General features: G+C 66.4%; 16 protein-coding genes. 11 read left to right on the top strand and 5 right to left on the bottom strand.

What is annotated here, in order from left to right:
* On the top strand, positions 1-294 hold a 294-nt coding region (locus tag ON32_RS10535; RefSeq protein WP_174361617.1), incomplete at its 5' end, for an SAM-dependent methyltransferase.
* A gap of 28 nt (positions 295-322) precedes the next feature.
* On the opposite strand, the gene ON32_RS10530 is transcribed toward ON32_RS10535, so the two are convergent.
* Positions 323-649 carry a histone-like nucleoid-structuring protein Lsr2 gene (locus ON32_RS10530; protein ID WP_040790616.1) on the bottom strand — a complete coding sequence of 109 codons (327 nt, stop codon included), beginning with the start codon at positions 647-649 and terminating at the stop codon, positions 323-325.
* Positions 650-979: 330 nt separating this feature from the next.
* Between ON32_RS10530 and ON32_RS29985 the strand changes: the two genes are divergently transcribed.
* The 5 genes from ON32_RS29985 (at position 980) to ON32_RS10515 (ending at position 4040) form a co-directional block, all read left to right on the top strand.
* The gene (locus ON32_RS29985; RefSeq protein WP_245550935.1) at positions 980-1123 is read left to right on the top strand and encodes a hypothetical protein; all 144 of its coding nucleotides are present in this window, start codon (positions 980-982) and stop codon (positions 1121-1123) included.
* The gene (locus ON32_RS29980; RefSeq protein WP_245550934.1) at positions 1120-1476 is read left to right on the top strand and encodes a hypothetical protein; all 357 of its coding nucleotides are present in this window, start codon (positions 1120-1122) and stop codon (positions 1474-1476) included. Before ON32_RS29985 ends, ON32_RS29980 begins: the two co-directional genes overlap by 4 nt.
* A complete protein-coding gene (locus ON32_RS29975) occupies positions 1449-1862 on the top strand; it encodes an alpha/beta fold hydrolase (protein ID WP_245550933.1) in 414 nt (137 codons plus the stop codon). Before ON32_RS29980 ends, ON32_RS29975 begins: the two co-directional genes overlap by 28 nt.
* Before the next feature lie 124 nt (positions 1863-1986).
* Positions 1987-2469, top strand: coding sequence for a MarR family winged helix-turn-helix transcriptional regulator (locus tag ON32_RS27015; protein ID WP_157224155.1), 483 nt, complete (start codon positions 1987-1989; stop codon positions 2467-2469).
* A complete protein-coding gene (locus ON32_RS10515) occupies positions 2466-4040 on the top strand; it encodes a DHA2 family efflux MFS transporter permease subunit (RefSeq protein WP_040790615.1) in 1575 nt (524 codons plus the stop codon). Before ON32_RS27015 ends, ON32_RS10515 begins: the two co-directional genes overlap by 4 nt.
* Positions 4041-4136: 96 nt before the next feature.
* On the opposite strand, the gene ON32_RS10510 is transcribed toward ON32_RS10515, so the two are convergent.
* Complete coding sequence (locus ON32_RS10510; protein ID WP_051133090.1) at positions 4137-5336, bottom strand: lipase family protein; 1200 nt, start codon at positions 5334-5336, stop codon at positions 4137-4139.
* Positions 5337-5491: 155 nt separating this feature from the next.
* On the opposite strand from ON32_RS10510, the gene ON32_RS10505 reads away from it, so the two are divergent.
* Together ON32_RS10505 and ON32_RS10500 are read left to right on the top strand one after the other, a co-directional pair.
* Positions 5492-6541: a hypothetical protein gene (locus tag ON32_RS10505; protein WP_040790613.1), complete on the top strand. Its 1050-nt coding sequence runs from the start codon at positions 5492-5494 to the stop codon at positions 6539-6541.
* A 385-nt stretch (positions 6542-6926) separates the two neighbouring features.
* Positions 6927-7217 carry a hypothetical protein gene (locus ON32_RS10500; protein ID WP_157224154.1) on the top strand — a complete coding sequence of 97 codons (291 nt, stop codon included), beginning with the start codon at positions 6927-6929 and terminating at the stop codon, positions 7215-7217.
* Between the two features lie 28 nt (positions 7218-7245).
* Here ON32_RS10500 and ON32_RS10495 read toward each other — a convergent pair whose 3' ends face one another.
* Both ON32_RS10495 and ON32_RS10490 read right to left on the bottom strand, forming a co-directional pair.
* Positions 7246-8556: a sensor domain-containing diguanylate cyclase gene (locus ON32_RS10495; protein ID WP_245550932.1), complete on the bottom strand. Its 1311-nt coding sequence runs from the start codon at positions 8554-8556 to the stop codon at positions 7246-7248.
* Positions 8557-8740: 184 nt separating this feature from the next.
* Positions 8741-9844: a terpene synthase family protein gene (locus ON32_RS10490; protein ID WP_245550931.1), complete on the bottom strand. Its 1104-nt coding sequence runs from the start codon at positions 9842-9844 to the stop codon at positions 8741-8743.
* 737 nt (positions 9845-10581) lie between these two features.
* On the opposite strand from ON32_RS10490, the gene ON32_RS10480 reads away from it, so the two are divergent.
* The 3 genes from ON32_RS10480 to ON32_RS10470 are packed head-to-tail and all read left to right on the top strand — an operon-like array spanning position 10582 to position 20162.
* A complete protein-coding gene (locus ON32_RS10480) occupies positions 10582-17310 on the top strand; it encodes a type I polyketide synthase (RefSeq protein WP_085995154.1) in 6729 nt (2242 codons plus the stop codon).
* Positions 17307-18755 (top strand): MFS transporter, encoded by a 1449-nt coding sequence (locus ON32_RS10475; protein ID WP_040790610.1) that lies wholly within the window; start codon positions 17307-17309, stop codon positions 18753-18755. The genes ON32_RS10480 and ON32_RS10475 overlap by 4 nt, the downstream gene beginning before the upstream one ends.
* A 15-nt stretch (positions 18756-18770) precedes the next feature.
* Entirely contained in the window at positions 18771-20162 is a 1392-nt protein-coding gene (locus ON32_RS10470) for a condensation domain-containing protein (protein ID WP_040790609.1), read from the top strand.
* Between the two features lie 210 nt (positions 20163-20372).
* Here ON32_RS10470 and ON32_RS10465 read toward each other — a convergent pair whose 3' ends face one another.
* A complete protein-coding gene (locus tag ON32_RS10465) occupies positions 20373-22868 on the bottom strand; it encodes an ABC transporter permease (RefSeq protein WP_040790608.1) in 2496 nt (831 codons plus the stop codon).
* Positions 22869-22939 lie beyond the last annotated feature (71 nt).

Genomic DNA, 22939 nt, shown 5'->3' with positions numbered 1-22939 from the left:
CCGGCGGGCTCATATCTGGCGATCAGTCACTTCTGGGACCCCGGTACAGGAGATCAGTTGCACGATCTGGCACTCGAAATGCAGCGCCGGTTCACCGAACACGGTCTGGGGTCGGGCTGGTACCGCACCACCGAACAGATCGCCGAATACTTCGCAAACCTGGAGATTCTCGAACCCGGCCTCGTCGAACTCGACGACTGGTGGCCCGCCGGCCCCCCGACCCGCACCCACTACCCCGAAGAACGACTGGTCCTCGGCGGAGTCGGATACAAACGGCCGGCCACCGCGTCATGATGGAACCACCGCGTGGAACCGCTCCGGGCTATCCGTTCACACGGTGATAGGCGGCGACGACATCCGCGGGGATGCGACCACGCTGTGACACCTCGTGCCCACTGCGTCGCGCCCATTCCCGAATCACCATGGCCGAGGGCGAATTGCCGGATTTGTCCTGTCGGTTTCGCCGCGGACGACCGACCTTGCGGGCGAACGGCGTCCATTTTCCGAAGACGGCGCGTATTTCTCGCGCATTGGCCTCGGATAGGTCGATTTCGTAGGTAATGCCTTCGAGTGCGAACAACACGGTCTCGACAGCCGGCGACTCACCGTCGAGGTCATCGATCAAACTGATGACGACCTTGCGCGCCATGGGTGTACTCCCTCCGATCCCCAAATGACTTGCCATACCTGACACCAACCACCCCGACGGCTGTGAGGACCGGGCCTGCCCGCAGCACCGGTACAGCGACGACGTCTGGGGACAAGTGAGCATACAGGTAGCGCACGGCACCTCGTCCCCCGGGCAGGCATCCGCCGCAGAACCCAACGTCCCAGCGGGCCGCGGTTTCTCATGTCCGCAACCCGCCCGGGAGATCGCTCGTTCGACCGGACGGACCGAGGCGCAGCTACCGTGGAACGGCACGAATACGGTTATCGATGCATCAGCTTTCGATACCGTGACGGTGGAGGGAACAACACGATGGCCGGGAGCGGGCTGCGGATGACCGCACTGGCCTGGGGTGACCCCGACGCCCGACCGGCCTTGTGTCTGCACGGATTTCCGGACAGCGCATGGACGTGGCGTTTCCCGGGGCCGACTCTGGCCGCACGTGGATTCCGGTGATCGCACCGCCCACCCGGGGCTGTGCCCCCACCGCCATCCCCGCGGACGGGGATTTCCACATCGGCGCCTTGATGTTCGATACGCCGGCGATACACCGCCTGCTCGGTGCTCCCCACGATGCCGTATTGATCGGGCACGATTGGGGGGCGCTGACCGCCAATGCGCTGGCAGCACATCCGGACTGCCCGTTCGTCCGAGTGGTCTCGATGGCGGTGCCCCCGATTCCCGCCCTGCGGCCGAGGCGAACGACCGGACCGAAACAGGTCGGGGTGTATCTACGGCAGGCCCGGTTCAGTTGGTACATCGCCTTCGTCCAACTCCCGGGGTGGCCGAACGCCGTCTGGAGCGATTGATTCCGCGGCTGCGGCGGGACCGGTCGCCCGGGCATCCGGCCCAGGAGGACATCGACCATTCCTTCATGGCTCTGCCCATTCCCGAGCATCGGACCGCAGCGCTCTCCTACTATCGGGCCTTCGTGCGGGTGGGTCGGTGTCCGGCAGAGCCGTACGCGCGGCTGCACCGCTCCTGGGCTCGGCCGCCGATGGTACCCATGCTGTATCTACACGGGCGTCGGGACCGAACGCTGCACCCGACATTCGCCGACCCGGTCGCCGATGTGTTGCCTCCCGGAAGTCGGGCCGAGGTCATCGAGAACGCGGCTCATTTCCTCCATCCGGAACAGCCCGATACCACTGCCGCCCTCGTCGCTTCGTTCCTCGCTTCGGAGCAGGCCAATTGAGTTACCGGCCGGTAGGTCGAACGATCGCCGGACGATAATTCGAGGCCACATCCATATATGATTCCCATCACAAGCGCGATTATCGCGCTTCCGCAACTATTGCGATGCTCATATGATCGCCTCCGTGGCAAATGAGGCGGACGTAGGCGCGGTCGTCGAGCGTTTCGTCCTGGGTATCTGCGGAGCGGCCGAAAGCGCGGCGGCCGGTCGCCTGGCGGAGCTGGATCTGCCGTTCTCACAGGCACGGATCCTTTTCCTGCTCAGCCGGTATGATCACCCGCTACCGATTCACGCCATCGCCGAGGAACTCGCCCTGTCGATGACCGCGGCGGGGCGTAATGTCGATCGGCTGGTGGGCCTGGGACTGCTGACTCGAGAGGAATGCCCCACGGACCGGCGCGTCAAGCTGATCGGTTTCACCGAGGATGGCCATAAGGTCGTCCGTGGCCAGATGGCCGTGCATCGGGCGACTATCGACACCTTCGTCCACAAGCTCCCCGACACGCTACGAGACGACCTGAGGGCCGTTCTCTCCGCCGTGCTCGACTCCGGGGTCCTCACAACGTCGTGGCATGCCCCCTTCACACCGTCAGGAGACACTCCGTGAATCAACCCAGTCCTGCCGCGACCGAGTCCGAAGCGCCCGACAGAATCGACGGCTCCGTCCTGAAATTGGCCGGTGTCGTCGTCCTCGGCGCCATCATGTCGGTCCTGGACATCACGGTCGTGAATGTCGCGATGCCGACATTCCAGACCGAGTTCGATGTCGCCAACTACTCCACGGTGGCCTGGACGGTCACCGCCTACACTCTCGCCCTGGCCACCGTCATCCCGCTGACCGGTTGGGCCGCCGACCGGTTCGGCACCAAACGCCTCTACATCATCGCGCTCGCGCTGTTCACGAGCGGGTCGGTGCTGTGCGCGGCGGCCTGGAGCATCCAGGCCCTCATCGCGTTCCGAGTCATCCAAGGCTTCGGCGGTGGCATGCTCATGCCCCTGGGTATGACGATCCTGACCCGCGCCGCCGGCCCGGAGCGGATGGGTCGCCTGATGGCGATCATGGGTGTGCCGATGCTGCTGGGCCCCATCCTCGGCCCCATCCTCGGCGGCTGGCTCATCGAAGACGCCTCGTGGCAGTGGATCTTCCTGATCAACCTGCCGATCGGTGCCATTGCCATTGTCTACGCCACGATCGTCATGCCCAAGGACGAAACCGAACCCAGTGAGTCGTTCGACTTCCTCGGCATGCTGATGCTGTCGCCCGGCCTGGCCCTGCTCCTGTTCGGCGTCTCGTCGATTCCGGAGGAAGGGACGGTCGCCACTCCCAAGGTATGGGCGACCATGCTCATCGGCAGCGTACTGGTGATCGCGTTCGTGTTCTACTCGTTCAAACCGCAACATCCGCTGCTGGACCTGCGGCTGTTCAAAAACCGCGATCTGACCATCGCCACCATCACCATGTTCCTGTTCTCCGCCTCGTTCTTCGGCGGGTTGCTGCTCATCCCCACCTACTTCCAGCAGGTACGGGCCGAAAGCGCTCTGATGGCAGGTCTGCTGGTGGCGCCACAGGGCCTGGGTTCGCTGCTCACGATGCCGCTGGCGGGTGCGCTGGTGGACAAGATCCCGGTGGGCCGGGTCGTACCGATCGGGCTCGGGCTCATCACCCTCACCATGTTCGGACTCACCCGGATCGAGGCCGACAGCTCCTACGTCTATGTGCTCGGGGTGCTGTTCGTCATGGGCCTCGGCATGGGTCTGACGATGATGCCGCTGATGACCGCCGCACTGCGCACCCTCACCGAGAGCGCCGTGGCGCGCGGCTCCACCCTACTGAACATCATCCAGCAGATCGCCAGCTCCGTCGGTGTCGCGGTGATCTCGGTGGTGTTGACCAACACGATGAAGGGCTCCGAGGCGGTAACGGCGGCCCAGGCGCTGATGGAGGCGGAGAAGGCCGGTACCCCGCCGGATCCCTCGGTGTTGCAGTACATGGTCGGCCTCGGGGACAAGTTCGAAACGGTGGTACTCGACGAGATGACCAACGCCTATACCACCAGCTTCTGGGTGGCGTTCACGCTCTGCGTCATCACCTTCGGCGCCTCGTGGCTGCTGCCGCGTAAAGCCGACAAGACCGCCGAGTCCCAGTCCGACTCGCCGACGCCGATACTCATGCACTGAGCCGAAATACCACTACCACCGCTGCTCGCGACCATCGGTCGCGGGCAGCGGTGGTGTTTTCGAACCGAGGGGCGCGGACGAATCGACCCCGGGGTTTCAGCGGGGAGGGGCCAACTGCAGGAACCAGTCCAGAATCTGCGGTAACGCCACTCGCGCGGTATCGCCGTGATCGATCTCCCCCAGGTCGACGAGCTCGGCGCGACCACCCAGTGGCGCCCGCATACATTGCCGGGCGTTCTCGAACGGCACACTGCGGTCGCCCGTGGCGGCATAGAGTCGAACCGGGACCGGGCTCACCCAGTCACAGCCGATATCGCTGTCGTCCACCGCTCGCGCAGCCGCCCCATCGGGGTTTCGAGCCCAGTCGAAATAGCGCGGGGTGAGCAGTTGCTCGGGTGTGGCCGGCAGATTCAAGACGATGTTCACCAGGTCGTGCGAACCGTCGAACAGCCGCTCCACCCGAGCCGCGTACGGCGGTAGGAAGGCCTCGGCCGGATCGTCGTAGAAGTGGTAGATATCGTTCATCGCGGTGATCCAGTAGGCGAGGTAGATCACCGCCGCACGGGGGGTGACCCGCCCGTCCACCGCCGCGGGCGCCTGTGCATGCCGCAGATCGTAGGGGCCGCTCACCGCCGCGATCGCCGCCGGTGCGAAACCGGGTGCCTTTCCTTCCTGTAGCTCCCGTCCCAGGGCCACCGCCGCCTGTCCGCCTTGCGAGAAACCTGTCACCAGCACATTTCCGTCGAGTTCGCGGCCCTCCCGGGACGTCAGTGCGCGAGTGGCCCGCAACAGGTCCACCGACGCGGTCGCCTCGGTGGGCGCGTGCGCGTACGGGTGCCGACCGGGGCCGATACCCAGCCCCAGATAGTCGGGGGCCGCAACCGCGTAACCGGCGGCGGCGAACATCACCGCCCGGGCACGTTCGGTTTCCCCGGCGGCCGATGGTGCCTCGTCCCGGCGCACGATGGTGCCGTGCTCGTAGCCGACCACGCGTAGTCGATGGGTCTCGGTATGCGGCAACACCACCAACCCGCTCGCGGTGGTCTCGGCGCCCCGGGGGTCAATGGTGGTGTACACGACCCGGTACGCGGAGACACCGCCCACCACCGGTGTGGTGACCCCATGTTCCGACAGGTACCCAACGGTCTGTTCCGCCGTCAGTCGTAGCACCGGCGCCACCGAGACGATTTCTCCTCGGGAGATATCCAGGGGCGCCGCGGGGCGGTGCACGCTCGACCCGCTCACCAACGCCAGCACGCCGATCACCGCCAGTACCGCCGACAGCGCCCTGCGCATCGGTCTCGTTCCTTTCCGCGACATGATCCCGCGATTCGGGCCCTCGGGCGCCCACGCTACCGAACGGTGTGCGCCCGTCGGCCATGCGCTTTGCTATGGGAAGCGCCCACTCAGGGAACGATTCCCACTGCTGGTGGGACTTTTACACTGAATTGATGGCGAAACCCACACCGTGGGGACCGGCCACGGCCGATCAGGGTGGCGGCGGGTCCGGGCCCGAGAAGACCTCCATACCCGAGACGACCGGCGACCCGGTCGCCGAACGCGCCGAACGCCATCGGGCCGCGGTGCGCGCCGGGGCGGCCGAGCTGGCGAGCCGGGTCGACGAGATCCGGAGATCACCGCGGCTGGTCGGTAAATGGAGCTATGTGGTCACGGCCCTCGGCTCGATCATCACCTTCGCGCTGATGTTCCGGGACTGGATGGTTGCGAAGGGCCCGGACGGTTCTGCGGCCGCCAACGCGTTCGGCCGGATCGACGCCAACACCAAATACCTCACGGTCTGGTCCAAATACGGACCAAATCACACCGCGAACCTCACCGGCTTCTGGGCGGTCGCCGCCAGCGCCGCCCTCGCGGTCACCGTCTTCGCGGTGGTCCTCTACATCATCACCGAGTCCGAGACCATGGCCCGCACAGCGGCGGGCGCCGCGGTGCTCGGCGCCGTGCTCGTGATCTCCACGGTGCTGTATCTGACGGTCAGACAGAAACACCTCAAGGACATGACCATGCGTCGCTGGGATCTGGGCGGTCAGCTCGGTTCCCTGATGAACTGGGCCTTCTCCGATGGCAGCCTGGTTCTACCGGGCATGCACCAGACCCAATATGTGGCCACCGGTACGCTCACCGCCTCGGCCATGGCCGCAGTCGTGGTTTCCGTCGGTTCGGCGGTTGTGGCCCTCGCCCAATTACTGCGCTCGACACCACGGACGGCTGCCGGGGGGATACGGCGGATCAATATACCGTGGCGGATCAATATCACTCGAACCTCCTCCACCCAGGTGAGCGCGGCGCAGAACGCGGAGGAGTCGACCACCGAGCGGACCGAAACGGTGACCGAGACATCAACACCGGCACCCCCGAAACCTCCGGCGGCAGCGGGGACTCCGGCGACTCCGCCGGAGGGATCTGCCTCGGCCGCCGCCGAAGGGCCGGACGAACCCGGTACGGCCCCTGGCTCGTCCGACGAATCGAAACCCCGATAGCACCCGAATCGGCCGAATCGAAGCCGGTTGCCCCGGTCGTAGCCGAAAACCGCTCTGCCCGGGGCGTTGGTCGGTGGGCACGATACCCACGTACAGTGGGACCCCACCGGTACGAAGACGCGTTCGACGGGGGCTGTCGTAATCTCGGGACCGAGCAGCGATCCCGATACCGATACCTGCGCGACACGCGAACCGCGGCCATACCGAAACGTATGCGACGCAACACCTACCCGGTGTATACCATCCAGCGACCCCCTATCACGTTCCAACGATCGCGAGGCATATGTACGGCTACCCCGACCAGGTTCCCTCCGCTCACCGGCCCGCGCCCTACCCGGTCGCGGAGCAACCTTCCGAACCGGTTCCGCCCCCGCGATCGATCGATATGGCCGTCAGCGCGTTGCTGTGGTTGCTACCGGCATTCCTGGCCATGGTCTCGGCGGTGATGGCACCGTGGTTCCTCCTGGCGGGCGGAGTATGTGAGGTGAAACCGTCCTGCACCGCCGATCCCACGGTGGGCGGTTGGGTGATCGTGGCAGGCGGAGTCGTCGGCTTCCTGCTGGGCGCCTCGGTATCCGCGATCGCCGCGCGTAACGGCCGGCCGATGTATCCCGGGGCGGCGCTCGGTGTGGTGCTCGTCCTGTTGGCCTGGCTGGTGGGTTCGCTTCTCATGTAGCAGGACCGTGCCCCGCGACCCGATTCCGCTATCGGATATCGGGTCGCGCCGGGCGATCCTGCGTCTCGAGGGTGTGCAGCACCCACTGACCCTTACCGTTGTTCTTGGCGTGATAGAGGCCGGTGTCGGCGGCGTCGAAAAGCGTTTCGGCGGTACCGCCGGCAACGGTTGTCACGACCGCACCGATACTGGCGGAAATCGATAGCCGGTGGGCGCCGATATCGACGGGATCGGCCAGGGCATTCAACAACCGATTCGCCACTTCGGCCACGGACACATCGTCGACGGGTGGTGGGATCAGCGCGACGAACTCGTCGCCACCGATGCGGGAGACCACACATCCCGAGCCCTGCACGCTCTCGTGCAATCGCTGCGCGACGGCCGTCAGGACCCGATCACCCACCCCGTGACCGTAGTGATCGTTGACCTCCTTGAATCGGTCGAGGTCGACGAAGCACAGGCCGATATGATCCTCACTGCCCGCCGCCTCGATCGTGGCGTCGAGGAGTTCGAGAAGATGGCGTCGGTTGGGTAGTCCGGTGAGTGGATCGCGACGGGCCTGGAGACGTAGTTCTTCTCGCATACGGTGCTGTTCGGTGACGTCCTCCCCCACCGCGAGCAGATAGTCGGACTGCCCCGACTCACCCTTGACGAAGGTGATGGAGAACGAGGCCCAACCGTAGCTGCCGTCGGCGCGACCGATCCGCTGCTCCAATTTCACCGTGCCCTCACCGGAGGGGACGAGGTTGTTGTACAGCATCTGCCGGATCCGCTCCCGATCCTGCGGATGCGCGAAGTCGTACACCGAGATGCCGCGCAGCGCTTCGACGGGCACCCCGATCATGTCGGCGAGCCCCCGGTTGGCGTCCAACAGCCTGCCGTCGGTGTCGCCGATGGCGATGGCCACGGCCGCGTTCTCGAATACCACGCGGAACCGCTCGTTGGCGGAGTGGTCGATATCGGGTTGGGCGGAATGGGCCGAAGAGGTGTCCGGGTTGCGCAGCGCCTGCCGCTGCGCCTCGAAACCGGAGCCGACGGACGCCAGCAATGCCCCCAATCGCCGGCCGGATTCCGGATCATCCGGATCGGCCAGTCTGCTCAAGGTCAACGCCGATACCGTGAGCACGGAATCGGCGGTCAGGCCCGCCGTCACCAGCGTGGCACCCACCTGCGCCCCCACCTCGGCGCGGAAGGGCTCGGCCGCCAACGCCGCGTCGAGCTGATCGACAGCGCGTTCCAACAGCGGACCGGCCTCCCGCGCGGGTCCGGAGAATCCGCAGACGGTTGCCAGAGCCTGCGACCAGGACCGCGCCACCTCACGGCGCTCGGCCTCCTCCACCACAACCTTCCGTCGTTCGTACCCCGTATCGCCCTACCGAACCGCGACCATCACATACTCCGCGGCCCGTAAGAACTTAGCGTACCCAAAGGCTACGAGCGGGACAGGCCGTGACCACTTCGAAAAGTTTCACCGGGGGCGGCCGCCGGCGCGGGAGGCCGGGGCCGGCGGCCGCCCCCGCAGGTCAGCTCGGTGTGTTCTCCTCGAAGACACTCGCCCCCTTGTAGCGACTGGTGGTGAGCTGCCATACCCAGGTGGCCTGGACGCAGGCGACAAGATCGGCCAGATGCACGCGCAGCGCAGCCCCGATATCGCCGTCGACACCCGCATACCGCTCGACGACCCGGTCGTGCAGGCTTCGGAATTCGTCGAGGCGGTCGCGGACGATTTCGGCGGCTTCGTGCACGGCCTCGGCCAAACCGGCCCCCGGTCGATTGAGCAGGCAGATCGGGATCAGGTTGAAATCCGATCGATCGACTATGCACTCCTTCTCGAAGGAGAACATATCGTTCATCAGTGCCCCTATTTCGGCCGTCAGCACACGCAGTCGACGCAGATCATCCGCGATACCGGCCTCGGTGAGGCGCTCCCAGGGCAGATAGGCGTCCCGGCCGAATTCGCACAGCGCGATCGCCGGGTACATACCGGAGACCTCGGCACGCAGATCGATGTATTCGGCCACGCTGAGGATGTCACCGCGGGAGCGGGCATTCTGATCGCGGATGGCGGTCCGCAGGTGCTCCACCGTGGACTTCAGGAATTCCTCGAGCCAGCGGGGCTCGGCCAGACCGGACAGGCGGGCCAGGAAATCCTGGGTCGCCGTCTCCAACGAACTCGGGGCGCCGGGTAGCGTACCGGATTCCAGGAGCCGACACATCCGGTCGGCGGCGAGCCGGGCCCGTTCCTGTTCGGCCGAGTCCAGATGTCCGAACTTCTCCCGTCCGACCGTATCGTTGAGCCAGAAGAGGATCGCATTGAACAACCCGATGATCGTCAATCGTTCGGCGGTGACGGCCCCCGGGTGCAGATACGGTGTCATGCTGTTGTAGTGCGGGCCACCCGGCTCGAGCCATATACTCTGGGCGCGACAGATTCTCTCGACCTCGGCACATGCCTCCGTTCCGAACGGGCTCGGGGCGAAACCACGACAGTACTCGGCGATATCGCATTCCGGTGTGCTGAACAGGGCCCGTAACGACCACTGGGCGCCCGTGCGCACGAAGGATTCGTGCTGCGCACGCATATCCACGATTTCACGCTCGAGCGCCGATGTGTATTGTCCGACCACAACGACTCCCTTCAAACGAACAACCCTCTGATTGTCGTTCAGGTGGTCGGAGTACACCAGCGCACGCCGTTCGACGAGGCCACGGAACACGTTCGGCGCGTTGCCCGTTCACGGGTGGACCTGCCTCCGAGACCACGCTTCCCTTCGGTCGCGTCACCGTGCTCCCGCCCGGATGGCATCCGGGACGGCGAAACGTCCACGTGGCCCCGTTCACGTGTTCGGGATCGGTGAGAACGAGAACACTTGCCGACTGACATGACTCACACGATCACACCGGAATGTCGACGGGTGGGGACACCGATCGATAGCGTCCGGCCATGGTCACCACCCCCGCACGGCGCACCTTCCGCGACCGGAATCCCCGAATGGGCCAGGACGTCGCGGTTATGAGCACAGTCTCGGGTCGGGCCGACAGGACGGGGCGGACATTATGGGCCTCGACACCGGCGGCGGCAACGAGGTTGTTCCGGTTCACAATCACCGTTTTCGACACTTGTGCGGTGCGGGAACCTTGCCGCGAGCCATACTCCGATCCCCACGGACCTCGATAGCATCGGGGCCGATGTCAGAGCGACTCCGGGTCTGTTGCGCACTTCCGGTGTCCGCGCCGGTCATTTTCGGCCCCCCGGTGGCGACAGCGCGCCCTTATCATCGAGATCCTCTGCCCCACATGATCATTCGAGCATTTCCCGAACGGGAACAGCGGCCTCGATCACCCCAATTCGGGAGGACAAGGAATGTCGGACATTGCCATCGTCGGTATCGGTTGCCGCTTCGGCGGAGGAATCGACTCACCGGAATCGTTTTGGGAATTCGTGATCGATAAACGTGATGCCGTCGTCGAGATCCCCGCGGACCGTTGGGACTACCGGCGCTACTACGACCCGGATCGGCGGGTTCCGGGTCGCAGCTACACCAAGCACGGCGCCTTCATGACCGGCGACCCCTGGGAGTTCGATCCCGACTTCTTCGGCATCTCGCCGCGTGAGGCGGTTCAGATGGACCCCCAGCAACGACTGCTGTTGGAGGTGTCCTGGGAAGCGCTGGACGATGCCGGGTTCGCCGGGAAGGCCGCCGGCGCGTCGGTGGGTGTCTACGTGGGTGGTTTCGTGGTGGACCAGTCGGTTGTCGGGGTGGTTGGCCCCGCGCTGGCCCACGTCGATATGCACACGGCGGCGAGCGCGTCGTACACCATGTTGTCGAACCGAATCGCCTACGCGCTCAACTTCGTCGGACCCGCGCTCACCGTCGATACCGCATGCTCGTCGTCGCTGGTGGCGTTCCATCTGGCCTGCCAGGCACTGGAGAACGGTGACTGCACGGTCGCCATGGCCGGCGGGGTGAGCGTGATGCTGCAGCCTGAAACCTTCGTGATGATGTGCAAAGGCGGGTTCCTCGCCGCGGACGGTCGGTGTAAATCCTTCGACGCCTCCGGCGACGGCTACGGACGCGGCGAGGGCGGCGGCATGGTGGTGCTGAAGAAACTCGACCATGCCCTGCGCGACGGCGACCGGATCTACGCCGTGGTGAAGGCGACCGGTGCCAACCAGGACGGACGCACCACGGCAATCACGGTACCCAACGACAAGTCCCAGGAGGACCTGGCCCGCACGGTCTGCGCCCGAGCCGGTCTGGCCCCGGAGGAGATCACCTATGTGGAGGCGCACGGCACGGGAACCCTGGTGGGCGACCCGGTGGAACTGCGCGCCCTGGGTGCGGTGTACGGGGCGGCCGAGAAACGCGTGGCGAGTCTCGGGGTGGGATCGGTCAAGGCCACCATCGGGCATACCGAGGCCGCGGCCGGTATCGCCAGTGTGATCAAATCCGCGCTGGCCATCCACCACCGCACCATTCCCCCACAGGGCTGGTTGGACAAGCCCAATCCCGACATCCCCTTCGACGACCTCAATATGCACATCCAGGTGGAGGCGCAGCCGCTACCGGCGGACGCCGCACCGATGACGATCGCGGTCAACGGTTTCGGCTACGGGGGCACCAACGCGCACACCATCCTGCAGGAATTCCGTCCCGATTCCGCCGAGCCGGCGTATCGGCCGGGCCCGCGGCGTCACCTCGGTGTGCTGCCGGTTTCCGCGCGCAGCGCGCCGGCAGTACGCGCCATGGCGGGTCGATTCGCGGACCTGCTCGCCGAGGGCGCCGACCCGGACCATCTGGCCGAAGCGGCCTGGACCCGGCTCGCCCATCATCCGTTCCGCACCGGTGTGCCGGTGCGTGAACGCGCCGATATGATTCGCGCACTGCGCGAGTATGCGGGCGGCGAAGGCCGCGACGCCGTGCGTACGGTGAGCCGGCGCGTCCCCGAACCGGTCTTCGTATTCTCCGGTATGGGCCCGCAGTGGTGGGGTATGGCCCGCGATCTACTCACCGCCGACGGTGTGTTCGCCGCGGAGGCCCGCAAGGTCGACGACGCGTTCCGCGCGGTGTCCGGATGGTCGATCATCGAGGAGTTGCTGCGACCGGAGGCCGAATCCCGGGTCACCACCACCGAGGTTGCCCAGCCCGCCAATTTCCTGGTCCAGGTGGCGCTGGTGGCCGAACTGGCGAAATACGGCATCACTCCGACAACGATCGTCGGCCACAGTGTCGGCGAGGTGTCCGCGGCCTATATCAGCGGCATGCTGTCACTCGAGGACGCGGTGACGGTGGCGTACCACCGGGCGCGATTGCAGGCCACCACCGCCGGGTCCGGCGGGATGCTCGCGGTGGGACTGTCACTCGAGCAGGTGCGCGAACATATCGGCGACGACGACGAATCCATCGATATCGCCGCGGTGAACAGCCCGAGTTCGCTCACCCTCTCCGGTGATGTGGACCGTCTCGACGAACTCGCAGAAAAACTGAGCGAGCAAGGGGTTTTCGCGCGAGCCCTGAAGGTCGAGGTGCCCTATCACAGCCGGTTGATGAACCCGATCCTGGACGAGCTGCGCAGTGCGCTCGCGGATCTGAAACCACAGCGACCCACCATTCCCCTGTACTCGACGGTTACCGGCGCCGCCGTTACCGAGGACGGCGGTTGGGACGCCGAGTACTGGTGCGCCAACGTTCGGCAGCCGGTGCGGTTCGCCGATGCCGTCGGCGGGCTGGTCGCGGCCGGGCACAAGGTATTCCTCGAGGTGGGCCCGCACCCGGTGCTGTCGGGTAACGTCCGGGAGGTCCTGCTCGGCGCCGATGTCGAGGGGGCCACGGTCGCCACGCTGAACCGCAAACAGGACGACGACACCAGCATCCGCAACACCATCATCGGTCTCTACGGCGCGGGCGTTCTCGACCTGGACACCCTGTTCCCGACGAATGCTCCGGCCACACCGCATATCCGGTTGCCGCGGTATCCGTGGCAGAACACCCGACTGCACAATCCGCTGCCACTGTTCGAGCAGATGCGGTTGGGCAGTCGCGAAACCTACACGATGCTCGGGGATCCGGATCTGGAGAGCCGCGCGAACGCGAGCTGGCTGCTACTGGTGGGCACCGAACTGTTGCCCTGGTTGCCCGATCACGTGGTGGGCGGAGTGCGGATCATGCCGGGCGCGGCCTATATCGATGCCGCGCTCAGCGCCGCGGCCACCCGGGCCTCGAACAAACGGGTGGGGGCGGAGGGTTTGCGCTTCGTCGCCCCACTGGTGATGTCCGGCCCCGATGTTCCGTTCGTGGAATTCAATGTCGAAGAGGCGAGCAACCGGTTCGTGATCCGGTCGCGCAGCGCCACCGGTTCGGTATGGACCGTCAACGCCTTCGGCCGCCTGCAGACCGGCACCTACGAACCCGTCCGGGGTAGTGTGCCCGAACTCGAATCCGCGGTCGAGTTCGCTCCGGAGATGTTCTACACCGCCCTGGCCGCCCGCGGCCTACAGTACGGGGAATCGTTCCGCCGGGTGACCTCGGTGCGCGCCGGTCGGGACACCGTGGTGGCCACCGTCGACGCCGGAATCGCCGCCGGCTCCGGACATCTGGCCCATCCTGCGGTGGTGGACGCCGCCATGCAGACCGTGGCGCTGCTGTTCGCCGAGGACGCTCTCGGTGAGGGTGCCATGGTGCCGGTGGGGGTGTCTGCGGTGCGTATGTATGCCGAACTGCCCGAAGAGGTCACCGTGGTGGCCCGCCGCGACCGCACCCTCTCCCACCTCGCCGATGTCCAACTGCTCGATGCCGAGGGCATGCTGGTTCTGCATCTGGAGGGCGTCCAGTTGGGCACCCTGAATCCGGGCCGTAGTCCGATGCACCAGATGGCCGACTTCTTCTACACCGACACCATGAAGAAGGCCGAGCCGATCGATACCTCCGCGCTCCCCGATTCGGGACCGGCCGCCACGGTGGTCGTCGCGCTCGGCGCGGGTTCTCGGGCCGAGGCCTTGGCGGCGGAGGTGGCCGAGGGCCGCTATCTGATCACCGAACGGGACGACGCGGAAACGGAAGCGCGACTCACCGAACTGTTGCGGTCGGCAGCCACGCCCGAAATCCAGCGCGTACACGTCTGTGTGGTCGCCGGCGATATCACCGACGACCTGGCCGAGCTGTGGACGTTGAAACAGCTCGCGGTGACCATCGCCCGATTCACCGAAGAGGTCGTCACGGAACGGGCCGACCAGAACGAGGGCACGCAGGAAACCGGACCGCAGAACCCGGCCGGTGAATTCCTGTGCCATGTCACACTCGTCACCGAGCGCGCCTTCACCCTCCCCGACAGCCCGACCCCACCGAATTCACACCAGACCGCGCTGGCCGGGGCCCGCCGGGTCCTGATGAACGAGCAGCCGTATCTGCGGTGGCGGTTGATCGACGTCGAACCCGACACCACCGTCGACGAACTGCGCACCGAACTCACCATCCCCGGCGCGTTCTGCTACGACAACTCCGACGAGGTGCTGTTGCGCGGCGGTGACCGCTGGCTACCGGTGGTCACCACACCGCTACCGGAACGGATCGAGGCCCTGGAGAAGTCCGAGCCGTTGACGGATCCGGAGGCCGATTTCGCGCTGGAGATTCCTCCCACCCGATTGCTGTCGGGGTTGGCGTGGCGTCAGGTGCCGCGCCGCGATCCCGGGCCGGGACAGATCGAGGTCCGGATGAAGGTCGTCGGACTCAACTACAAGGACCCGCTGAAGGTGATGGGTCTGCTCGGGGAACGTGAACTGGGTGAAACATATTTCGGCACCGTGCCCGGTATGGAGGGTGTCGGTGAGGTGGTGCGGCTCGGCGCGGACGTCACCGATATCCAGGTCGGCGATATGGTCGCCCTCGCCGCCAAGGGCATGATGCGCCGATACCACGTACTCGACCGGAATCTGGTCATCCCCCTACCCCCGGACACCGACCCCGGACTGTGCACCAGCACCACCGCGTTCGGCACCGCCGAGTACTCGCTGCTCGACCTGGCCCGGCTGCAACCCGGGGAAACCGTGCTCATCCACGGGGCGGCCGGTGGCGTGGGTATGGCGGCCATCCAGGTCGCCAAGGCGGTCGGGGCCCGGATCATCGGCACCGCGAGCACCGACGAACGTCGCGCGCACATTCTCGAACTCGGTGCCGACCACGCGCTGAACTCGCGGTCGCTCAACTTCGCCGACGATGTTCTCGCTCTCACCGACGGTCAGGGCGTGGATGTGATCCTGAGCAGCGCGCCCGGCGAGATCCTGCGCCAGAACTTCAAGGCGATCCGAGAGTTCGGCCGCATCGTCGAGGTCGGCAAGGCCGATATCTACACCGGCGGCGTGCTCGAGATGGGCTACTTCGACAAGAACCTGTCGTACTTCTCGATGGATCTGGACCGGATGGCCGCCATCCGACCACAGCAGCTGGCCGATCTGTTCCGCCGGGTATTGGAGAAGTTCGCCGAGCAGACCTACCATCCGCTGCCGTACCACATCTACCCCACCCATGAGCTGTCCAAGGCGTTCGACGATGTCATCCGCGGATCCAGGACGGGTCGGGTTGCAATCGGGCTGGCGGACGAGGTTCCGCCGGTGCGGCCACTGCTGCCGGAACTGGAAATCGACTCCACGGCAACCTATCTGATCACCGGCGGGTTCGGCGGGTTCGGTTTGGCCACCGCCGGCTGGCTCGTCGCCAAGGGAGCGCGGCGACTGGTGCTCGTCGGCCGCAGCGGTGCGAGTTCCGATATGGCCCGACAGCAGCTGCGGGCCTGGAATGCCGCCGGTGTGACGGTCGTGGAGGAACGCGCCGATATCGCCGACGCCGAGGCCGTCACCGCGCTGGTGGCCCGATCCCATTCGCCGGAACACCCCCTGCGCGGGGTTTTCCACGCCGCGGGGGCAGTCGCCGACAACCGGGTCGAGCTCATGACCATGGATGAACTCACCAGGGTGTACCGGTCGAAGACATACGGCGCGCGGGTGCTGCACGATGCGATCACCGCCGCCGGAATCGAACCGGACATGTTCGTGCTGTATTCCTCCGGCGGTTCCATGTTCGGCATCTTCGGCCAGTACAACTACACCGCCGCCAATCTCGCGGTGGAGGCGCTGGCCGAGGAATGGTCCCGAGCGGGCGAGAAGGTGCTGGCCGTCGGATGGGGGCACATGTCCGGTGCGACCGGGGGGATGGCCGCCGATGAAAAGGTCGCCAAATATCTCGAGGTGGCCGGGTTCGGACCGATCGATATGGTCGACGGCACCCTCTACCTCGAGCAGACCCTGCGGCTGGGGCTCGCCCGCGCGGCGATCATCCCCACCGACTGGGGGCGGCTCACCGCGGCGGTTCCGCCGCTGGCTCGTACCGGGCGGCTGGCCGAACTGGTCGAATCCTCCAACGAGGATGCGAGCCAGATGGCGAAGATGAAAGCCGAACTGGCGGCCATGGAGGAAAGCAAACGTGGACATTATGTCGCGCGCAGGCTCGCCGAGGAATTGGCGTCCGTCATGGGCGTCCAACCGGAGAGTATCGATCTGACCGTGCCGGTGACCGAACTCGGTCTCGACTCGCTCATGGCCGTCGAATACGGCACACGGGTGAGCAAACAGCTCGGCATCGAATTGATGACATTGCAGATCCCGCGCACGGCCAGTCTGGAAGAGGCGGGCCCGAAGGTGGCCGAGTTGATCCTGGCTTCGGATTCGAACAAGTTCGGGGCGGCGCAGGGCGGTGTGCCCGGCATGCCCACCATGCAAAACGCGCTCGCCGCGGCGAGCGGAGCGGCGGAGATGGCTGCGGCAAACGAACAGGCGAAGAATTCGGAGACCACCGCGCCCACGGTGAGCCTGGTCAAGGCCCGGGTGGCCGCGAAAGCCGCCGATACCCCCGACACGGCCGATGTCGACGCCCCCACGTCCAACGCCGTGGCCGGATCCGACGGTGGCACTATCGAGACGAACCACTCGAACGGCGACCCGGCCGCGACGAGCGGGAACGAAACATCCGACAGCCCCACCGGTGAAACATCCCCGGCCGATACCGCGTCGGTGATCGAGGCCGAAGGATCACCATTATGACCCGGACCGATCCCCCGCCCGCCGAGACACGGGCGGGGGACGAACTCGCGGCCTGGTTGTCCTTCACCGCCTGCCTCATCTCGGTGTTCATGCAGATGATCGATGTGACCATCGTGAACACCGCGCTGCCGAGTATCACCTCCGACCTGCAGGCCTCGTCCGCTCAGCAGCTGCTGATGGTGTCGGGGTATTCGCTGGCCTTCGCCTGCGCCCTGCTGATCGCGGCCCGGATCGGGGCGCTGATGGGACGACGCACCATGTTCCTGGTCTCGGTGGTCGTCTTCACCGCGGCGTCGGTGTGGTGCGGGATGTCCGGCAGCGCCACCGAACTGGTGATCGCCCGGGTGGCGCAAGGCATGGCGGGCGCGGGAATGGCGGCCCAGACCATCGCCATCATCACCGCCGGTTTCCCGAAGCGGCTGCACCCGGTGGTGTTCGCGATCTACGGCGCGACCGCGGGATTCGCCGGTATGTGCGGGCCGTTGTTCGCCGGGGTGCTGGTAACCGCGGATATCGCCGGGCTGGGCTGGAATTCGATTTTCCTGATGAACCTGCCACTGGGAACGGTCGCCTTCGTCCTGGCGTGGCGATACCTGCGGTCACCACGGTCGCCGGAGCGACCGCGGTTGGATCTCGGCGGTGTGGTGCTGTCGACCGTGGGGCTGTTCGGTCTGCTGTACGCGCTCGCCGAGATCCACCACACCGGATGGCGACCGATCCCGTGTCTGGTGATCGCGGGCGCGATCGTGGTCGGCGCGGTTTTCCTGTGGTACGAACGCTATCTGGACCGACGCGCGGCCGGGCCGTTGATCCGGCCGTACCTGTTCGCCGACCGTGGCTTCGCCCTCGGCTCGGTACTGGTGACCTGCTTCTTCGGTGTGTTCACCGCTTTCGTGTTCGCCATCTCCATCACCCTGCAGGATGTGTTGCATTTCTCGCCCCTGCGCACGGGCCTGGCGATGACACCGTTCGCGTTGGGCGCGGGTGCGGGCGCGTTACTGTCCCCGCCGGCGGTGCGACGGTGGGGGGTTCGGGTGCTGGCGGCGGGCCTGGCACTGTACGGCGGGTGCGTGGCCGTCGGTGTGGTCTACCTGTGGATCACCGACGGCGAGGTGAATCTGTGGCTGGTGTCCGGGCCGGTGTTCTCGGCCGGTTTCGGGGTCGGACTCTTCGGCGTGCCACTGCAACCGTTGATGTTGTCGGGGCTGAACGAGCAGCAGATGGCGGAGGCCTCCGGCGTGGTGCCGACAATCGAACAGATCGGCAACGGGGTCGGTCTGGCCCTGTTGAGTGCCACGTTCTTTCGAGCGCATACGCTCGGCGGCAGTACGGTCATGTTTTCGGCGATCGCGGTCGTCGCCGTGGGCATGGCGGCGCTGACATTGGCGCTGCCCGATCCGGTCACCCGGCCGGATATCGCCGATGCGACCGCCGCGGCACCGTAGTGGAGGAAAGACGATATGGTCGATTTCGGTCTGATCGACGAATGGAACCCCACCCCCGGCCGGGTCGTCAGCTGGGTCGCCTCCGCCGAATCGGTGGCCCGAGCGGCCGAGGCTCCGGTACATCCCGTTCCGCCCTCCCATCAACAGGAGAACTATCTGCGGGCCGCGCATCGTCACGCGGGCGCCGACTTCCGGTTCTCCGGGCTGTGTCTGGTGACCGCGGAGGTCCCCACCGCTCTCGACCGGGATGCGATGACCCGTGCCGTCAACGAGTTCCTGCTCCGCCACGACACGTTCCTCAGCTGGTTCTCCATCGACGAAACCGGAGCGGTACTGCGCCGTATGGTCGACCCGGACGTGGTGGATTTCGTTCCGGTGGAGCACGGTCATATCGACAATGTGGAAGCCATCCGCGAGCTCGTCCAGAAACAGACGCCCCCGCCCTCGCAATGGGACTGTTTCACCTTCGGCACGATCGAGCACGACGGCTCCACCACCATCTACATTGCCGTCGACCATCTGCACACCGACGCCGTCGCCCAGCACATCTCCTGTTACGAACTGTCCTACCTGTATGCGAAACAGGCCTGGGACGACACCCCGTTCATGCCGGCACCGGCGAGCTATCTCGACTACTGCGCCCGGGAGCGGGCCGAATCGGCGCAGCTGACCCTCGCCTCGCCCGGTGTGCAGACCTGGATACAGCTGTTGCGGGGCAACGGCGGGGAACTGCCTTCCTTCCCACTGGAACTCGGTATCCGCGCCGACGGCTACACCCGCAGCGCCCATCGGACGATCTCGATCTTCGGTGAAGACGACGCGACCCGGTTCGAGCAACTGTGTCGGGACAACGGCGGTGAGTTCACCGGTGGCGTTTTCGCCGCGGCGGCGCTGGCCGAGCGGCAACTCGTCGACAGCGACTACTACTTCGGCATCACCCCGATCAACACCCGCTCCTCGATCCGTGAGATGACCTCGGTCGGCTGGTATGTGGCGTTGGTCCCGGTCGCGTTTCCGATCGGTCTGCGGGCCACCTTCGCCAAGACCGTGGCGCGTGCCCAACGTGCCTACGAGAAGGGGATGAGCCTGAAATCGGTGTCGATTCACCGGGTTTTCGAACTGGTGCCCCCCGGTAGCGGAATCTCGGTCGAACCGGGGTGGTCGAACCCGATGATCTCCTATGTCGACGCCCGCGATTTCGAGGGCAGTGAGCTGTTCGACTTCGCCCGCGGTGGGCTCTACGGCAACCGCGCCGCCAGCGAGGAAGTACTCATCTGGATCAACCGGCTGCCGGACGAGACCACTCTGAGCGTGATCTACCCCGACACCCCGGTGGCACACGATTCGGTGGAGCGGTATCTCACCACCCTGCGGGACATCTTCGTCTCGGCGGCCCGGGAGGCCTGATACCGCGGAAATCGAACTCGGTCTCATCGATCCGGACACGCCCGTTCGGCAGAGCTTCCCGGCCCGAACGCTCGATCAACCGTTGGGCTGTTACGGCGGCACCGAGCAGAGCGCCAAACGCAATCCGATCAGCGAGGTGGGTATCCGATACACCTTCGGCCGGTAGTTCGCCGCTCCGCCGGGTCGTGACCCGGCCCCGCTTCCGACCGGTCAGTCGACCGCGAGTGCCTGCACAATCGGCAGTCGCGCGGCCCGCACAGCGGGGGGCACGGAGCCGATGAGGGCCAAAACCATTGCGATCATCCCGTAGCCGAGCACCAGCGCGCTCGGTTCGTAACCGATATCGATGCTCGTCGCGTGTCCGATGGCCACGGTACTCAGGTAGTGCACACCGGCGCCCAGGGCGATGCCCATGACGGTGCCGACGAGTCCGATTCCCGCGGCCTCGGCCGACACCGATCGCAGCAGGAATCCGCGACCGGTGCCCATGGCGCGCAGCACCCCGATTTCCCGACGACGTTCCAGCACCGACAGCATCAGGGTGTTCAACAGCGCCACGGTGGACACCACCACCACGATCCACAGAATGGACGTGCTGAGCTCCGCACCCTGCCGCACGCTACCGGAGACCGCGGCGACGGCCTCGGCCCCGGAGTCGATATGGAATTCCGGGGGCACGACCTGCCGTATGGCCGCGCGCACCGTCTCGGGATCGGCGCCGGGCTCGAGATCGACGGCGAGCACCGTTTCGCCGGGACGGCCATACCATTCGCGCAGTTGGTCCAGCCCCATCATGACCACCCCCGCAACCACGGTGAAATACGGGATCACCTGGAGAACCCGCACGATGTGTTCGCCGGTCGGGGTGGGCAGGGTCAGGTCGGCGCCCGCCTCCACCCGCAAGGCGCGAGCGATATCGCGGGAGATCACCACCCCTTCGCCGGCGACCATACGGGGGATGACCTCGTCGTCGATATCGGTACCGAGGCGACGGCTGTCGCTGCCGATCGGATAGCCCTGCAACATCACCCGTCCCGCGCCGAGGGTGGCGAACGCCATCTGCGCCGGGTGGGCGGCGGCCACCCCGGGAACCGCGGCCACCTTCTGCCGCAGATCGGCGGGTAGTAGCGGGCCGGTCGGGAACTGCGCCATCGAACCGGGGGTTACCCAGAAGGCGGTATTGCCGAGATTCCGGAAGCCCGCGGTGGTCGAATCGACCATATTGCGGGAGGCATTGCCCACCGCAACCACCGCGGCGACCCCGATCAGCACGGTCATCACGGTGGCCCACACCCGTCGCGGGGCGCGCTCCAAGGTGGTTGCGCCGAGCGCCCCGGGGGCGCCGAACAGGCGGGCGATAGCTCCGGTCACTCGAACGATCGGCCCGGTCGCGGCGAAACAGAGCACGATCGCCGCGGCGAACGAGGTGGAGATCGAGATGAGCGACCAGGGCCCCAGATCGGTCCGGGCGACGAACACGGAGAAAACGGCCAGGGCTCCGCCGCCGATCAGGGACGCCCACCACAAGGCCGTGCTCGCGGTATCGGTGTCGGCCGTACCGACCGGGGCGAGGGCCTCGACAGGTTCCACCCGGTACACCGCCCGCGCCGCCAGCGCGGCAGCCGTCACCGTGGCCATCACGCAGGCCACGATCGCCGCGGGTACGGCATACCAGGGCACCAGGTATTCGATCCGCGCCTCCACCGACTGCATGATCGCGGCCGGTAGCCGCTCGATCGCGATCCGCCCCATGGCGATTCCGATCAGTGCGCCCAGTCCGCCGCCCAACAAACCCAGTAGTGCCGCCTCGACGAGTAGGTCGCGGACCATCGGTCCCCGTTCACCACCGATGGCGCGGAGCATGGACAGGGTCGGGCGGCGTTGCGCGATCGCCATCGCCATCGCGTTGTAGATGAGGAACGCCGAGACGATCAGCGCCGCGGCCGCGGCCATGAGCGAGGAGTACCGCACGATCATCACGGCGCCGGCGGCCCGGGCGGTGCGGCCGGCGGGGTCGGCGACCACGGCCCGGCCATCGACCGCATCGGTCAGCGCGGCGCGCAGTTCTTCGACATCGGCGCGCAGGCCCGGGATGATCTGCACCGAATCGAGCCGACCCTCCCGGCCGGTCAGATGCTGAACCAACGGTAGCGGCCCGGCGATGATATGACCACCGTTGAGCTCGGCCGCGGCGCCCTCGAGGAAACCGGCCACCGTGGCGGTTCCGGAGCCGAGCGGGAAGGTGTCGCCTTCCCGGTAATCGAATGCCGGGCCGACCAGCACCCCGTTGGGCACGGTCGCCAGTTTGCGCATGGGGTCGCCGGTGAGCGATCCGGTGAGATCGCCCTCGAGCGCCGTGATCCGGGAATCCGCACCGATCACCAGGGCCCGTTCGTCCCCGGCGCCGACCTGCACCCGCAGCATCGGTACCGCTGTCGCGACACCGGGGGTCCGCTCGATCGGTTCCAGCAGTTCCGCGCCGAAACCGGCGTCGGTGATACCACTGACCTCGAGGACGGCCCTACCGCCGAGACCGTCGACGAGTTTGTCGACCGATCCGGTCACCGATCCGGCGATGGCGAGCACTGCCACCAACAGCGAACCCGATACCGCCATCACCGTCAGGGACATCAAGGTGCGACCGCGATGCACGAACAGGTCGCCGATATTGAACAGCCGGAGGCGGTCCCATGCCGCCGCGATCATGCACCGACCGCCCGGGCCGTTCGATTGCCGGCGGGTCCGCGGCCATGGGCGCGGACCGTATCCCTGTGTCG

The sequence above is a fragment of the Nocardia paucivorans NBRC 100373 genome (genome assembly GCF_000308675.1).
Lineage (GTDB): Bacteria > Actinomycetota > Actinomycetes > Mycobacteriales > Mycobacteriaceae > Nocardia > Nocardia paucivorans.
This window is presented reverse-complemented; position numbering and strand designations above follow the sequence as displayed.